General features: G+C 69.5%; 13 protein-coding genes and 1 tRNA gene. 6 read left to right on the top strand and 8 right to left on the bottom strand.

The window, feature by feature from the left end; all coding sequences use genetic code 11:
- Positions 1–15 precede the first annotated feature (15 nt).
- The 3 genes from glpK to METY_RS05440 are packed head-to-tail and all read right to left on the bottom strand — an operon-like array spanning position 16 to position 3,817.
- On the bottom strand, positions 16–1,515 hold the full coding sequence (gene glpK / locus METY_RS05450) for a glycerol kinase GlpK (RefSeq protein WP_103120361.1): 1,500 nt from the start codon (positions 1,513–1,515) through the stop codon (positions 16–18).
- On the bottom strand, positions 1,512–3,023 hold the full coding sequence (gene glpD, locus METY_RS05445; RefSeq protein ID WP_103120360.1) for a glycerol-3-phosphate dehydrogenase: 1,512 nt from the start codon (positions 3,021–3,023) through the stop codon (positions 1,512–1,514). The genes glpK and glpD overlap by 4 nt, the downstream gene beginning before the upstream one ends.
- Positions 3,020–3,817 carry a DeoR/GlpR family DNA-binding transcription regulator gene (locus tag METY_RS05440; RefSeq protein WP_103120359.1) on the bottom strand — a complete coding sequence of 266 codons (798 nt, stop codon included), beginning with the start codon at positions 3,815–3,817 and terminating at the stop codon, positions 3,020–3,022. The genes glpD and METY_RS05440 overlap by 4 nt, the downstream gene beginning before the upstream one ends.
- Before the next feature lie 231 nt (positions 3,818–4,048).
- Here METY_RS05440 and METY_RS05435 point away from each other — a divergent pair, with 231 nt between their 5' ends.
- The 3 genes from METY_RS05435 to METY_RS05425 all read left to right on the top strand — a co-directional run bounded on the left by METY_RS05435 (position 4,049) and on the right by METY_RS05425 (position 7,073).
- Positions 4,049–5,107: a GntR family transcriptional regulator gene (locus tag METY_RS05435; protein ID WP_160147310.1), complete on the top strand. Its 1,059-nt coding sequence runs from the start codon at positions 4,049–4,051 to the stop codon at positions 5,105–5,107.
- A 112-nt stretch (positions 5,108–5,219) separates the two neighbouring features.
- Positions 5,220–6,050: a MipA/OmpV family protein gene (locus METY_RS05430; protein ID WP_103120357.1), complete on the top strand. Its 831-nt coding sequence runs from the start codon at positions 5,220–5,222 to the stop codon at positions 6,048–6,050.
- A gap of 384 nt (positions 6,051–6,434) precedes the next feature.
- A complete protein-coding gene (locus METY_RS05425) occupies positions 6,435–7,073 on the top strand; it encodes a TetR family transcriptional regulator (RefSeq protein ID WP_160147309.1) in 639 nt (212 codons plus the stop codon).
- A 425-nt stretch (positions 7,074–7,498) separates the two neighbouring features.
- On the opposite strand, the gene METY_RS05420 is transcribed toward METY_RS05425, so the two are convergent.
- The 3 genes from METY_RS05420 to METY_RS05410 form a co-directional block, all read right to left on the bottom strand.
- Positions 7,499–7,575 (bottom strand) — tRNA-His (locus METY_RS05420).
- A 214-nt stretch (positions 7,576–7,789) separates the two neighbouring features.
- The gene (locus METY_RS05415; RefSeq protein ID WP_103120355.1) at positions 7,790–8,266 is read right to left on the bottom strand and encodes a phasin; all 477 of its coding nucleotides are present in this window, start codon (positions 8,264–8,266) and stop codon (positions 7,790–7,792) included.
- A 159-nt stretch (positions 8,267–8,425) separates the two neighbouring features.
- A complete protein-coding gene (locus METY_RS05410; RefSeq protein ID WP_103120354.1) occupies positions 8,426–8,794 on the bottom strand; it encodes a phasin family protein in 369 nt (122 codons plus the stop codon).
- A 258-nt stretch (positions 8,795–9,052) separates the two neighbouring features.
- On the opposite strand from METY_RS05410, the gene METY_RS05405 reads away from it, so the two are divergent.
- The 3 genes from METY_RS05405 to bfr all read left to right on the top strand — a co-directional run bounded on the left by METY_RS05405 (position 9,053) and on the right by bfr (position 12,923).
- Entirely contained in the window at positions 9,053–11,791 is a 2,739-nt protein-coding gene (locus tag METY_RS05405; RefSeq protein ID WP_103120353.1) for a PAS domain S-box protein, read from the top strand.
- Positions 11,792–12,020: 229 nt separating this feature from the next.
- Positions 12,021–12,326, top strand: coding sequence for a (2Fe-2S)-binding protein (locus METY_RS05400; RefSeq protein WP_103120352.1), 306 nt, complete (start codon positions 12,021–12,023; stop codon positions 12,324–12,326).
- 117 nt (positions 12,327–12,443) lie between these two features.
- Positions 12,444–12,923, top strand: coding sequence for a bacterioferritin (gene bfr, locus METY_RS05395; RefSeq protein WP_103120351.1), 480 nt, complete (start codon positions 12,444–12,446; stop codon positions 12,921–12,923).
- Positions 12,924–13,093: 170 nt separating this feature from the next.
- On the opposite strand, the gene modC is transcribed toward bfr, so the two are convergent.
- Together modC and modB are read right to left on the bottom strand one after the other, a co-directional pair.
- Complete coding sequence (gene modC, locus METY_RS05390) at positions 13,094–14,167, bottom strand: molybdenum ABC transporter ATP-binding protein (protein ID WP_103120350.1); 1,074 nt, start codon at positions 14,165–14,167, stop codon at positions 13,094–13,096.
- The gene (gene modB, locus METY_RS05385) at positions 14,164–14,865 is read right to left on the bottom strand and encodes a molybdate ABC transporter permease subunit (RefSeq protein ID WP_200819608.1); all 702 of its coding nucleotides are present in this window, start codon (positions 14,863–14,865) and stop codon (positions 14,164–14,166) included. Before modB ends, modC begins: the two co-directional genes overlap by 4 nt.
- Between the last annotated feature and the right edge of the window lie 6 nt (positions 14,866–14,871).

The raw sequence follows: 14,871 nt of genomic DNA, 5'->3' as shown, positions 1-14,871 counted from the left end.
CGGAGATCTCGCCTCTCAGTCGGAGACAGTCTTGGTTCGGCTGACCGCGTCTCGCCATCCGGCGATCTTTCTGGCGCGCCTTGCGGGGTCCATCTGCGGCTCGAAGCGCCGGTCCAGGCGCCATGCGGCGGCGAAGGCCATGGGCTCCGGGCACACCCCCGCCGCGAGCCCCGCGAGATAGGCGGCGCCCAGTGCGGTCGTCTCCGGCGCGGTGGGCCGATCCACCGGCGCGTCGAGCACGTCCGCCAGGAACTGCAGCGTCCAATCGCTCGCCGCCATGCCGCCATCCACCCGCAGAACGGTCCGCACGCCGGCTCCCTCCGGCCAATCCGCCTGCATCGCCTCCAGGAGATCGCGCGTCTGGTATCCGACGCACTCCAGCGCCGCGCGGGCGATCTCCGCCCGGCCCGCCCCGCGGGTCAGTCCGAACAGCGCGCCGCGCGCCTCCGCGTCCCAGTGCGGCGCGCCGAGGCCGACGAAGGCTGGCACCAGATACACGTCCTGTTCGGGGTCGGCAGCCTCGGCCAGCGCCTGCGTTTCGGAGGCTTCGCGCACGAGGCCGAGCCCGTCGCGCAGCCACTGGACCGCCGCGCCCGCGACAAAGATCGCGCCTTCGAGCGCATAGGTGCGAACGCCGCCGAGTTGGTACGCGACGGTCGTCAGCAGCCTGTTGCGCGAGGCGACCGGCCGTTCGCCGACGTTCAGCAGCGCGAAGGCGCCGGTGCCGTAGGTCGCCTTCGCCATGCCGGGCTCGAAGCACGCCTGGCCGACAGTGGCCGCCTGTTGGTCGCCCGCGACGCCGAGGATCCGGATCGATCCGCCGAAGACCTCCGGGGACGTCGCTCCGAATTCGCCCGCGCAGTCGAAGACCTGCGGCAACGTCCCGCGCGGCACGCCGAACAGCCGGCAGAGATCCTCGTCGAACCGCCCGGCGTGAATGTCGTAGAGCGAGGTGCGGCAGGCGTTTGTGGCGTCGGTCGCATGCGCGGAGCCGGCGGTGAGACGCCAGATCAGGTAGCTGTCGACCGTCCCGAACAGGAGCTCGCCCGCCTCCGCCCGGGCGCGCGCGCCGTCCACGTGGTCGAGCAGCCAACCGATCTTGGCGGCCGAGAAGTAGGGGTCGAGCAGCAGCCCCGTCTTGGCCGTGACGTCGCGCCCGGCTCCTTCCGCCTCAAGACGCGCGCAGACTTCGGCGGTGCGACGGTCCTGCCAGACAATCGCGTTGTGTATCGCCCGGCCCGTGGCGCGCTCCCAGACCACCACGGTCTCACGCTGGTTGGCGATCCCGAGGCCCGCCACATCCGCTGCGTGGAGGCCCGCGCGCGCCAGCGCCTCCGAGACGGTCGCGACCGTCGTCGCCCAAAGATCCTCGGGGTCATGCTCGACCCAGCCCGGCCGCGGATAGATCTGACGAAACTCCCGCTGCGCCGAGGCGACGGGTGCGAGGCCGGCGTCGAACAGGATGGCCCGCGTCGAGGTCGTGCCTTGGTCGATTGCGAGAAGATGCGTGCTCATGCCGCGCCGTCCTCCGACAGGGTGTTCATGAACGCGGCGAGCCGCGCCGTCTGACGCGCGTCGAACCGCAGGCCGAGCTTGGTTCGCCGCCAGAGCACGTCCTCGGCGGTGCGCGCCCACTCCGCGTCGAAGAGATGACGCGCCTCGCGTTCGGTGAGGCCCGCGCCGAAGTCTTCGCCCAGGTCTTCGATCGACGCCGCGCCCGCAAAGATCGCGGGGGCCCGGACCCCGTAGAGCCGCACGAGCCGCTGCGCGGTCGCGGACGCGAAGAACGGGCAGGCGCGCGTCAGATCCTCGACGAGCGTCGCCTCGGCGCGCCCTCCGAAGTCGCCGCCGGGAAGAGCGACGCTGCCGGTCCAGGCCGGCGCGGTCACCCCCAGCGGCCCGGCGAGCCGGCCAAGCGCCGCTTCGGCCAGCTTACGGTAGGTCGTCAGCTTGCCGCCGATCACCGTCAGCAAAGGCGGCCTGCCCTCCCCGACGTCGAGCTCCAGCGCGTAGTCCCGGCTCGCCCTCTGGGCGGCGTCCCCGCCTCCGTCGCGCAAGGGCCGGACGCCTGCGAAGCTCCATACGACGTCCGCGGGCTGAACCGGCGTCGCGAAATAAGCGCTGACGGCGTCGCAGAGGTAACGGACCTCCTCCGGGCTCGCGATCGCCCCGGCGGGATCGCCATCGTGATCGCAGTCGGTCGTGCCGATCAGCGTGAAGTCCTGCTCGTAGGGGATCGCGAACACCACCCGGCGGTCGCGATGCTGGAAGATGAACGCCCGGTCGCCCGCGAACAACCGGCGGGTGACGATATGGGAGCCGCGCACGAGCCGCACCCGAGGTTCGCCGCTCCCCGCGATCCGGCCGGCCATCACGGCGACCCAGGGGCCTGCGGCGTTGACCAGCGCGCGCGCTGCAATGTCCCGCCGGCCGCTCCGGTCCTGCAGCGTCAGCCGCCAGAGGCCATCGCCCTGCTCCGCCGCGACGACTTCGGTTCGGGGTGCGATCGTCGCGCCGCGCGCCCGAGCGTCGACCGCGTTCAGGACAACGAGGCGGCTGTCGTCGACCCAGCAGTCCACATATTCGAGGGCGCGGCGGAAGCTCGGCTTGAGCGCGGCGCCCTCGGGCGTGCGGGCGAGATCAAGCGCGCGGGACGCGGGAAGCGTCGTCTTGCCGCCAAGCCGGTCGTACAGGAACAGGCCGAAGCGGAGCAGCGGCCAGGACCGGAGGCTTCGATGATGCGGCAGGACGAAGCGCATCGGCCGGACGAGGTGGGGCGCAAGGCGGAGCAGAACTTCGCGCTCGGCGAGCGCCTCGCGCACGAGGCGGAACTGGAAGGTCTCGAGGTAGCGCAGGCCGCCGTGGATGAGCTTGGTCGAAGCCGACGAGGTCGCGCCGCCGAGGTCGCGCGCTTCGCTCAGATGCACGCGAAGGCCGCGGCCGGCCGCGTCGCGGGCGATGCCGCAGCCGTTGATCCCGCCGCCGACGATCGCGACATCGAAGACGCCGGCCTCAGAGATCACTGCGCCGCTTCGTTCTGGACCTCGTCGCGCAGGCCGGTCTCGACCACCCGCACCTCATGGCGCCGGCACAGCTCGGCGAGTTCCTCGCTGTCGAGGCGATCCGTCACGAAGGCGTCCACCTGCGACAGGCGCCCGACCCGGATCGGCGCGCTGCGGGCGAGCTTCGACCGGTCCGCCACGAGCACGATTTCGCGCGCGTTCTCCATGATCGCCTGGCTGACCATGACCTCACGGTAGTCGTAGTCGAGAAGCGCGCCCTCCTCGTCGATCGCGGACACGCCGATGACCGCGTAGTCGACCTTGAACTGCTTGATGAAGTCGACGGCCGGGCCGCCGACGATGCCGGCGTCCGAGCGGCGGACAGGTCCGCCCGCGACGATCACGTCGACGCCGGGGTGGCGGTAGAGCGAGGTCGCGACGTTCAGGTTGTTCGTGATGACGAGAAGCTCTTCGTGCCGGCCGAGCGCCCGGGCCACCTCTTCGGTCGTCGTCCCGATGTTAATGAACAGCGACGAGCCGTTCGGAATGATCCGCGCCGCGGCCTCGCCTATCGCCCTTTTCTCGTCCTGCGCGATGAAGCGGCGCGCGTCGTAGCCGACGTTCTCGACCCCGGACGCGATCGTGGCGCCGCCGTGCACGCGCGACAGCATCCGGCGCTCGCAGAGTTCGTTCAGATCCTTCCGGATGGTCTGCGGCGTGACGGAGAAACGCGCGGCGAGGTCCTCCACGACCACGCGGCCCACCGAACGCGCGAGCGCCACGATTTCGTGTTGCCGCCCATTGAGTTGCTCCATGCGCTTCCTCCGTCTTGTTCCAACGGTTTCAGCGACCATCGCATGGACGGCGGCCGGGCGAACGACCTCCTTAAGATTAAGACGGCGGAGTTGCATACGTCAGCAATTGCCGCCTTGCGATTGCATGATTTTGGATCATACGCAAAGCTGCGGATCGACAGCCGGCTTAACGCTGCATTAAGCAATCGACGACCGTTGGTATTGCGGTAGTGCGCTTCGTTGGGGCCAAAAGTGTCTTCAAGTTTGCACTTCCGCATTAGAGGCCTCATCGCGGAGGCGATCGTCGCCGGCCGGCTCGCGCCGGGCGACGTCCTGTTCGAGGCGATCGTTGCGGAAGCCTTGCTGACGAGCCGGACGCCCGTCCGGACCGCGCTCGAACTGCTGCGCGACGAGGGGCGGCTCGCCAAGCTGCTGGGCCGCGGCTACTGCGTGGTCGGCGGCGACGGCGTTCCGCCCAAACGCTTGCGGCGCATCGACCGCGACGCCTTCGCCGCTCTTACGTCGGCGTCCGACTTCGGCGGACGCGCGCCCGCCGCCTGGTCGCGGATTTACGCGGAGGTCGAGGCGGAGGTCGGCTGCGGCTCGATCTTCGGTCCCCTGCGGATCATCGAGCTCGAAATCGCGAAGATCTATGGGGTCTCGCGAACGGTCGCGCGCGACGTGCTTGCGCGGATCGAACGGGTGGGACTGATCTACAAGGACGAGCGGAACTTCTGGCGCGTGACGCCGCTCACCGCCGAGCGCGCTGCGGACCTCTACGAACTCCGTCGCGCGCTGGAGCCGGTGGCGCTGCGCCGCGCGGCGGAGGGCGGGCGCTACCACGCCGCCCGGGACATGCGGGATCGCCTCGCGAAGGCCTACAATCGGCTTCCCTATGTCACTCCGCTCGAAGTCTGCGCCTTCGAACGCGAGCTGCACGTCGACGTCATCGCGCTGTGCGATAACCCCCAGATCATTCACGCCCTCCGCGTCGGCCAGCTGCAGCTGGCCGCGAACCGGCAGCTCTACGCGAAGATGCCCCATGGTTTTCGGCAGATCCTGTCCGAGCATCTGGCCATCGCCGACCGGCTCGCGGACGACGACGTCGACGGCGCGGCGGAGGCGTTGCGGCATCACCTGAGCGAGGCGAAAGTCGCCTACATCGGGCATGTCACGGAGATCGCCGCGCTGACGCCGGCGACCTTGCCGCCATACCTCCAGTTCGACCTCGACGACGGCCTTCCCTACGGAGGGTATCGCCGCACCCATGCAAGCGAAGCTGACGCAGTGCGGCCTTTCCGCCACGCATGAGATCTCTTCGCGGCGAAAGGGTGTTTGACCCGCCGTTTCACGCCATACTTGGCGCGAAGATCTGGAGGCGCGCACGCGCTTTCCAGCGCCCCGTCCCCCCGGAGCTTTTGAGATGCACATCCGTTCGACCGCGAGCCTGCTCGCACTAGCGCTCGCGACCGTCACCGTCCCCGCTTTCGCGGCCGATCTCGCGGCGGACGGCGTCGTGATCGCCCCGACCGTGGTGGAGGAGACCGGCTGGCGCGTCACCCTGAAGGCCACGGGCGTGGTTCAGCCCAAGTTCGAAGGCGTCGACGAGTACGGCGTGTCCGGCTTCCCGGGCTTGAGCATTCGTCGTCCCGGCCAGCCGTGGAAGTTCGGCGCGCCGGACGATGGGTTTGGTTTCGCGCTGTTCGACAGCGAATTCTTGCAGTTCGGCCCGGTCGGCCGTCTGCGCTCCGAGCGCAACTCGAGCGAGGTCAACAAGCTCCGCGGTCTCCACGACGTCGATTGGGGGATCGAGCCGGGCGTGTTCCTCGAGGTCTACCCGACCCATAACATCCGCGTGCGCGGCGAGCTTCGCTACGGCGTGACCGGCCACGACGGTTTCGTCGGCGACATCGCGGCGGACTGGATCGAACGCCAGGGCCCGTGGACTCTCTCCGTCGGTCCCCGTATCGCCCTCGGCGACTCGGATTTCATGAATGAGTACTTCGGCGTCACGAACCGCGACTCGGTTCGCACCGGCCTGTCGCGCTACAAGGCCAAGGGCGGCGTGAAGTCGGTCGGCGTTGCGGGCGCCGCGACCTACGACTGGACGCAGAACTGGAGCACGACCGTGTTCGGCGGCTACAACCGACTAGTGTCCGACGCCGCGGACAGCCCGATCGTGAAGCGCGCCGGCTCCAAGGACCAGTTCACCGTCGGTCTCGGCGTGGCCTATTCCTTCAACGTCGACTGGTAAGCCCGGTCGGCCGAACGGTCAGAGAGAATACCAAAGGCGCGCTTCTCGAAGCGCGCCTTTTTCATTTGCCGGCCCCGGTCCGCGTCGCCTGCGCGGACGCCGCCCGTCCCCCGGAGCGCGTGCGTTCCACGGCGGCCGCCTTTCTGTCGCCTCGCCCTAGAGCCTGAGCGCCCTCACATCATGTGAACGCGGCGGGCGCCTCACGCTCCGCCTTGGGCTCGGCTGTGGCAAGGGCCTCAGCCCTACGGTCGGCCGAGCGCGTCTGGCTCGAACCCATCTCCCAGGCCCCTCGCTTCTGCAGACCACATTGGCTCGCACCGGCCCGACCCAAGCCTCTTTACATACATTCATGTATGGATAATGGTTGCGAAAGGCGGGAGCGGAATGCGCAAAACGAAGGCGGACGCAGAGCGGACGCGCGATCAGATCCTCGATGCGGCGGAGATCACCTTCTTCGAGCGCGGCGTCGCGCGTTCGTCGCTCGACGACATCGCGCGCGCGGCCGGCGTCACCCGCGGCGCGGTCTATTGGCACTTCGCCAACAAGGTCGAGCTCTTCCTTGCGATGCAGGACCGCGCGTGGCTGCCGCAGGAGGATCTCTGCGAAAAGCTCGCCGACACGCCGGATCGCGACCCGCTGGCGACCGTCGCCGACGTGGTCTGCGACATGTTCCGCCGGATCGCGGCGGACGAAAGCCAGAAGCGGGTGCTCGCCATACTGCTCCTGCGCTGCGAGTACACCGACGAGATGGCGGACGCTCTCCAGCGTCGGAAGGAGGCGGACTGCTCGCTGGACGCGCGGTTCGGCGCTCTGTTCGCCGCGGCCGGCGATCGCGGACTGCTTCACCCGGCGTTCACCCCAGCGCTGGCGCAGGGCGCGTTCCGGGCGCTGGTGTTCGGCGTGTTTCGTCGTTGGCTCGAGGCGCCCGAAGAGATGGACCTGACGGCGCAGGGCTGCGCCATGGTGCAGGCGTTCATCCGGGTTCTTGGCGACGCCTCCCATGAGAAGGCGTCGAGCGCCTGACGAATTGCGGCCGCCGGATGGCTCCGGCGGCCGCCTCCTCGCTCCATCGATTTCCGGTCCTCGACCCGCCGGAGACCGATGGGGACCCGAGCTGCGGGCGACGATTCAGCGTCCCCCACGCGTCGCCCGCAGCTCACCCTCCCCTATCGCACGACGACGCCGCCGCGCCCTACGGCGATCTTGCGTCGTCGCGTCAACGTCATGGAAATCATGCACCACCTCGACCGCGGCGAACGCCGAGGCGGCCCGCTCCGAACGCCAGGACGGGCCGCCTCACCTATCGCGTCGAAACAGCGGACCAAGCGGGCGGTGGGAGCCTAAGGGCGCAGGGCGAGGACGGCGCCGGCGCGCAAACGCGCGCGCCCTACAGACGCAGGGGCGTCCCACGCATTGGATTTATCTGAGGGTCAATCCGGGAAGAATGTTGGTACCACCACCTGGGCTCGAACCAGGGACCTCTTGATCCACAATCAAGCGCTCTAACCAACTGAGCTATGGCGGCACCGGGCCGTTTCGGCGCGGCGGAACCTAGGCGAAACCGGACGCGCAGGCAAGCGGCGGCGGCGCTTTTCCAACACGCGATCTGCGTCCATCAGGACGGAGCCGCTTGGCCGGGCGGCGCCTCCGCGAGAGATGATCGTCTCTTGAGACGAAAACGCCCGGGCCTTGGGGGGCCCGGGCGCGGCTGCAATCGACGGTCGCCTGTCGGCGACGTCTCAGCGGGTCGGGGCGAACTTGAGGCCCTTGGCCGCAACGTCCTGGAACGGCTTAGCGCTGTCGGCCACCGCGCGCTGCGCGAGCGCCGAAAGCTCCTTGGCCTGCGCTCCGACGACCTCGAACTGCTTGCGGGCGTAGGACGACTGGAGTTCGACGGCCTCGCTTAGCGACTTGGCGGCGATGAGCGACGACAGGAAGTCGAAATGCGCGTTCACATTGCTGCGCGTCGCTTCGACCGACTTCTTGCCGAACTCCTTGTAGTTCTTCGACAGCGTGGCGTAGACGTCCTCAAGAGCGTCCGTCGCCTCTTCCGAAGCGCTCTTCAGACGGCTGTAGGTCTGCTTGGCCTGCTGCACGCCCTTCTCGGCGAGATCGCGCACCTGCGCGGGCGTCTCGAAGGTCTTGTTCGCCGCCGCAGCGACGTCGTCGATCACGTCATCCGCCTTGGCGGCGGCGGCCTTGGGAGAGGTCACCATTGTCGTAGTCCTCAGCTCGTGCGGCGGAATCCGTCAACACGAAAGCCGCGCGATCCGCCGTGCCGCGCCGACCCGCAACCCGTCGACCGACGGGCTTTATGTGCAGCGCAACATAATCGCCCGGCGACGGAGCATCAACCCTTCGCCGCTTAGAAATCGTCATTTTGTTTCCGGCCAGCGCCCTGAAAACTGTCCTTTTTCGTTTATCTGCTTCGTAAGTGTTTCGACTTGCGATTTTGCGAACTCTGTCTGGATCGCCACCATCTCGTGCAGGTCCTTCGCGCGCACGAGTTTTTGCGCATATGCGAAGGTGGCGGCGATGTTCGCTTCGGCGTAGGCGACCGCGGCGGCGTTGGCCTGGCGCGCGCGCTCCCCGACCTCTTCCTGCTGGCTCTCAAGCGTCGTCGAGGCCTTCTGGGCCGCGTCCATGAAGCTGTCGAACGCCTTGCGCGCCTGCTCGACGCTCTTCTCCGCGAAATCGCGCATCTCGTTCGGTATCTCGAACTTGGGATTCGCGTCGTTCGCCATCGGTCGCTCCTTGAGTTGGCGCTTGATCCCGAAGCCCTCGACGCGCGACGCCTCGTCGCGGACGAGCCCTCGCCTCCGTGGTAGCAGCGGCCCCGGAGCCGCGCAAACGTCCATTCGGCGGGCCGCGTTAACCCTCCCGCCCGATGTCGTTGGACGATCGCTTGGCGCGGATGGACGGCGTTCCGCCCGCCCGATATTTAAGTCTTTGTTAACGCACGCCGCCGCGATCCAGCGGACCGGCGCGCCGGAGAGGCCCGAATGACCGAGAACGCCACCCTCGACGCGATCGCAGCCGACCCACGGCTGGCTTCGCTCGACGGCGTCCCCGGTCCGGTCATGGCGCTCCGCGCCGACGGCACGCTGGTTTGGGCGAACATGGCCGCTAGGACGCTTCAGCCCGCGGCGCGGTTCGAGCCGTCCGCCATGCGGGCGGCGGCCGCAGCCGCGCGCGGCGGGCTCGTCCGGCTGCGGGTGGGTGCTGCAGGGGCGTTCGCCCCGCAGCTGTTCAAGGCGCAGTCCGTCGTCGTCGCAGGCGAGCCGCTCGTGGTGCTGGCCTCGCCCGAGGTCGCGCTCGCGGCGCTCGAGGGGCCGGCTGCCCCCGCGGCCGCCATCCCGCTTGAGACGGCAGCGGCGCCGACGCTGACGGACGACGCCGGCGCGACGCCCGACGCGCTCCGCGCCGTCGAGGAGGCGGACGCGCCCGCCGCGGAATTGGCGGCGGACGCCGCGAAAGACGAAAGAGCGTCCGCTTCGGAGCCGACGCCCCCCACGCCCCTCGCCGACCCTGCGGCGCTTCGGTTCGTGTTCGAGATCGACGCCGACGGCCGCATCGCCTTCGTCTCGCCCGACCTCGCGGACGTGGTCGGCGCGTCGGGGCGCGGCCTTGTTGGACAGAGCTGGGCCGAGACGTCGGAAAGACTCGGGCTCGATCCGGACGGTCAGGTCACGCAGGCGCTTTCGCAGCGCAGCGGCTGGAACGGGGCTCGGGTCTCGTGGCCGATCGAGGGCGGCGGTCGCCTTCCCGTGACGCTCTCGGCGCTGCCCATGTTCGACCGCGGCCGCACCTTCATCGGCTTCCGCGGCCTCGGACTTGCGGTCGCACCCGCGCTTGAGGCTCCGGCTGAGGAGATCGTCGCCTCGGAGCCGGAGGCGGAGGTCGCGGAGGCCCCCGCAGCGGCGACCGCCGACGCGGCGCCCGAGGCGGAGGCGGAGGTTTCGTTCGCCCAACCAGGGCCGGCGCTCGAACCAGAGCCTGAACCGGAAGCCAAGCCGGAGCCTCCCGAAGCCGAGGCGCGGCTGGAGCCGCCGGCGATCTTCGCCGCGCCGCCGCCGCCGCCCTTCCCCGCGAACGTGGTGCACCTCCGCGAAACCGCCGCCGCGCGCGTCGCGCTGACCCCGGTCGAGGAAAACGCCTTCGACGAGATCGCCCGCCGGCTGCGCGGCCTCGGCGGGGCGGACGGACCTGCGGCGGCGCGCGCCGTCTGGGAGGACATCGCCGCAGACGCGGAGATGTCGCTCGGCTCCGACACGCCTTCGCTTCCCACGGCGCCTGCGATCTCGCCCTCAGCCGACGACTTCGTCCGAATGCTGGACCGCTTGCCGCTCGGAGCGCTCGTGCTGTCGGGCGGACGCGTGGCCTACGCGAACAAGGCCGCGCTCGACCTCACCGGCCACGGCGACCTCGCGAGCCTCGCCGCCCGCCCGCCCGAGCGGCTGTTCGCGGAGCCCGCCGAGCCCTCCGAGAACGCCCCCGCCACCTTGAAGCTGCTCACCGCGGACGGATCGGTGGTCGAGGTCGAAGCGACCCTCGCCGCGATCGCCTGGAACGAGACGCCCTCGACGCTCGTGGCACTTCGACGGCCAAGCCTTGGCGTGGAGGCCGCCCGACGGCGCGAACAGGAGCTCGCGGCGATCCTCGACACCGCGACGGACGGCGTGCTGACGCTCGACTCCGCCGGCCGGATCCTGTCGATGAACCGCAGCGCCGAAGCGCTGCTCGGCTACGAGTCTCGCGAGATCGTCGGCAGCCTGTTTTCTCTGGCGCTCGCGCCGGAGAGCCGGCGGACGGCTTTCGAGTATCTCGACAGCCTGCGCGACAGCGCCGTGGCGTCGCTGCTGAACGACGGCCGCGAGGTGCTGGGACTCGTGCGCCAGGGCGGCGCCGTGCCGCTTTACCTCACGCTCGGCCGCATCGGCCAGGACGAGGACGCCCGCTTCTGCGCCGTTCTGCGCGACGTCACGCATTGGAAGCGGGCGGAGGAGGAGTTGATCGCCGCCAAGCGCCAGGCGGAGCGCGCCAACGCGCAGAAGTCGGATTTCCTGGCCAAGGTCAGCCACGAGATCCGCACCCCGCTGAACGCCATCGTGGGCTTCGCCGAGGTGATGATGGAGGAGCGCTTTGGCGCGATCGGCAACGACCGCTACAAAGACTACCTCAAGGACATCCATCTCTCCGGCCGCCACCTCGTTAGTCTCGTCAACGACCTGCTGGACCTTGCGAAGATCGAGGCCGGCAAGCTCGAGCTCGAGTTTCGGGAGGTCGACCTCAACGAGATCGCGGCGGAGGCGGTGGCGCAGCTTCAGCCGGAGGCGAACCGGGGCCGGATCATCATCCGCACATCGCTCGCCCGCAGCCTGCCGCCGGTGCGCGCCGACCTGCGCTCCGCCCGGCAGATCGTGCTCAACCTCGCCATGAACGCGGTGAAGCTGACGCCCGGCGGCGGCCAGGTCATCGTCGCGACTGCGATCAACGACCTCGGCGAGCCGGTGGTGCGGGTCCGCGACGCGGGCGCCGGCATGTCGAAGAAGGAACTGGCGCTGGCGCTGGAGCCATTCCGCCCGCTGACGACCACCGGTCCCGATGGCGCAGGCGTCGGCCTGCCTCTCACCAAAGCGCTGGTCGAAGCCAACAACGCGAAGTTCGCCATACAGAGCACGGTTGGCGCCGGCACGCTGATCGAAGTGACGTTCCAGGCCTTCGCCAAGGCCCGCCGGTAAGGCCGGCCGCTTCAGCGCACGGCGGGCGCTGGTTGGAAGACGCCACTGCGCCTGAGCGAGATTGAGCGACATTCCCGACGATTCCGCGCAGGCGCCGCCTTGCGCGCAAATCCACGTTGACGGCGAAGCGCCAAGCCCCTAATTAAAATCGCGAGCAAGACCAATAGTTTAGATGAATTCCAAACTGTAATCTTCCTGCAATCCGCCCTCGGGACTCGACGGACGCCTCATGATCGTCTGCTCCTGCAACGTGCTGAGCGACACGCAGATTCGGACGACCATCGGCGACGAGACCGCGAATCCGCGGACGCCGGGGCAGGTCTACCGTTGTCTCGGCTGCAGCCCGCAGTGCGGCCGCTGCGCGCGCACCATCAAAGCCATGCTGGATGACATCAAGGGCCTGAAAGCCCCTGAACCGGCGGCTTGCGGAACCTGCCCGGCGGCGTGTCCGGCGGTGACCCACGGCCATGGCGAGGTCGTCGAATTCGTGGGCGACGTGGTCGGCGTGGCGACCCTCGAGCGCGCCCGCCGCTGAGCGTTACCCTCTTTCAGGCGTCAAATCGCGCATGCGAGGGCGCTTGCACGGCTTCGCAGCGTAGTTTAGAACTCCTCCAATGTTGCGGCGGGCGGCTCTGCCGCGGAGGAGGACGCCATGAAGGGCGACGCGAAGGTCATCGACTATCTGAATCGCGGGCTGCGGTCCGAGATGACAGCGATCAACCAGTACTGGCTGCACTATCGGCTGCTGGACGATTGGGGCTACGCCGCGCTCGCCAAGAAGTGGCGCGCCGAGTCGATCGAGGAGATGCAGCACGCGGACAAGTTCGTCACGCGCATCATCTTCCTTGAGGGCTTCCCCAACATGCAGGTCCTTGACCCGCTGCGGATCGGCCAGACCGTCAAGGAAGTGCTGGAGTGCGATCTCGCGGCCGAAAACGAGGCCCGCGCGCTGTACCGCGAAGCGGCGCTCTACTGTCAGGAAGTTGGCGACCTGCCGTCCAAGAACCTGTTCGAGGAGCTGATGGGCGACGAGGAAGGCCACATCGACTTCCTCGAGACGCAGCTCGACCTCGTCGCCAAGCTTGGCGAGCAGCTCTATGCCCAGCACCACATCGGCGAGCTCGAAGACTGACTCCAGGCGTCGTCGCGCACCTGGTTAAAGGGGCTCCGCCATATGCGGGGCCCTTCTTCGTTTGGGCGGGCGGCCGATTGATCGCCTTGCTCCAGCGCCACCCTACCGCTGGACCTGCGCGAGGGGTCGCCCATGGCTCCCTCCCCGCAGCTGCGGTACACGCGCTTGCGTCATGCTCGCGCGGTCGCGACGCTCTTCACAAGCGCATGCACCACCCGGCCCGGCGCGAGCGCCAGCTCGTCGGCCGCGCGGCGGGTGATCTCTGCCTTCAGCACCGCGCCGCCGACGTCGACGGAGACCAAGACGTAGGGCCCCCCGGTCCGCTTCAGCGTGCGCACCACCCCCGGGAGGACGTTGCGGGTGGACACCCGCCCCGGCGGATCGAGCGCGAGGGCCACGTCGCGGGCGAGCAGGCGCAGGCGCACCGCCTCGCCGACCGGCCCGAGCAGGCCCGGGACCCAGACGAGGTGCGCGCCGAGAGCCACGCCCGTCAGCTCGTAGACCTCGTCGAGTCGCGCGATGCGGGCGTCGACCGTGACGCCTTCAGCGAAGCGGTCGCCGGCGGTCGCGAGACCCGCCTGCGCGATCGCGGCCTCAACAGCGCCCTCGGCGACGACGACGCCCGCCTCCAGCACCACCAGGCGATCAGCGAGACGGCGCGCCTCCTCGAGCGCGTGGGTGACGTAGAGAACGGGCAGCGCCGTCGCCTGGGTCAGCGCTTCGAGGAACGGCAGGACCTCCGCCTTGCGTTCGGCGTCGAGCGCCGCAAGCGGCTCGTCGAACAGCAAGGCGCGCGGACCAGACAGCAGCGCGCGACCGATCGCGATCCGCTGGCGCTCGCCGCCCGAAAGCGAACGCGGCCGACGGTCAAGCAGATGGCCGACGCCCAGCGTCTCCACCACGTCATCGAAGGCGGGCCCCGCGGCGTCGCGCCGGCGCTTGCGCCCGAACAGAAGGTTTGAGCGCACGGAGAGGTGCGGGAACAGGCGGCTTTCCTGGAACACCACGCCGACGCGCCGCTTGGCCGGAGAGAGGTTCACGCGGGCGCCAGAATCGAACAGCGCCTCGCCGTCGAGCGCTATGCGGCCGGAGTCGGGACGGGTGAGCCCCGCCACCGCCGCCACGACAGTCGACTTGCCGGCGCCGGAACGGCCGAGCACCGCCGTCACGCCTGCGGGCGCGGAAAATCCGACGTCGAGCGTAAAGCTCCCGATCGCCCGTCGAATGTCGACCTGGAGCGTCATCCGGCGATCCGTGCGGAAAGCCGGCGGGCGAGCAGTTCGGACAGGATCAGCGCGCCGAGCGACAGGGCGATCGCGATCAGCACGAGCCGTCCCGCCGCGGCGTCGCCGCCGGGCGTCTGGGTCAGCGTGTAGATCGCCGCCGGCAGGGTGCGGGTCTCCCCGGGGATGTTGGAGACGAAGGTGATGGTGGCGCCGAACTCCCCGAGCGCCTTGGCGAAGGCGAGCACGGCGCCCGCCAGCACGCCCGGCAGGCTGAGCGGCAGAGTGACGGCGAAGAAGGCCCCGATGCGGCTCGCGCCGAGCGTCTCCGCCGCCGCCTCGAGCCGCCGGTCCACCGCCTCGATCGAGAGCCGGATCGCCCGCACCATCAGCGGAAACCCCATGATCCCCGCCGCGAGCGCGGCCCCCGTCCAGCGGAACGAGAACACCAGCCCGCAACAGCTCTCAAGCGTCGGCCCGAAAATCCCCCGGCGGCCAAAGGCGATCAGGAGCAGGTAGCCGGTGACGACCGGCGGCAGCACCAGCGGCAGGTGAACGAGCCCGTCGAGCAGGATCTTCCCCGGAAAACGGCCGCGCGCGAGCGCGACCGCCACCAGCACCGCCAAGGGCAGGCTCGCGAGCGTGCCGACCGAGGCGACGAGCAGGCTCAGGCGGATCGCGTCGGCGTCGCCGGCCTCCAGCCCGAGCGCGTGCTCGATCCCTTC

The sequence above is a fragment of the Methylopila sp. Yamaguchi genome (assembly GCF_002897035.1).
Lineage (GTDB): Bacteria > Pseudomonadota > Alphaproteobacteria > Rhizobiales > Methylopilaceae > Methylopila.
Note: the sequence above shows the minus strand (reverse complement) of the source record. Positions and strands in the feature narration are given on the sequence as shown.

Coding starts and splice junctions, on each gene's coding strand:
- glpK (WP_103120361.1), bottom strand. CDS start 1,515: ATGAGCACGCATCTTCTCGCAATCGACCAAGGCACGACCTCGACGCGG.
- METY_RS05440 (WP_103120359.1), bottom strand. CDS start 3,817: ATGGAGCAACTCAATGGGCGGCAACACGAAATCGTGGCGCTCGCGCGT.
- METY_RS05410 (WP_103120354.1), bottom strand. CDS start 8,794: ATGGCGAACGACGCGAATCCCAAGTTCGAGATACCGAACGAGATGCGC.
- METY_RS05400 (WP_103120352.1), top strand. CDS start 12,021: ATGATCGTCTGCTCCTGCAACGTGCTGAGCGACACGCAGATTCGGACG.
- METY_RS05405 (WP_103120353.1), top strand. CDS start 9,053: ATGACCGAGAACGCCACCCTCGACGCGATCGCAGCCGACCCACGGCTG.
- METY_RS05415 (WP_103120355.1), bottom strand. CDS start 8,266: ATGGTGACCTCTCCCAAGGCCGCCGCCGCCAAGGCGGATGACGTGATC.
- bfr (WP_103120351.1), top strand. CDS start 12,444: ATGAAGGGCGACGCGAAGGTCATCGACTATCTGAATCGCGGGCTGCGG.
- METY_RS05425 (WP_160147309.1), top strand. CDS start 6,435: ATGCGCAAAACGAAGGCGGACGCAGAGCGGACGCGCGATCAGATCCTC.
- modC (WP_103120350.1), bottom strand. CDS start 14,167: ATGACGCTCCAGGTCGACATTCGACGGGCGATCGGGAGCTTTACGCTC.
- METY_RS05430 (WP_103120357.1), top strand. CDS start 5,220: ATGCACATCCGTTCGACCGCGAGCCTGCTCGCACTAGCGCTCGCGACC.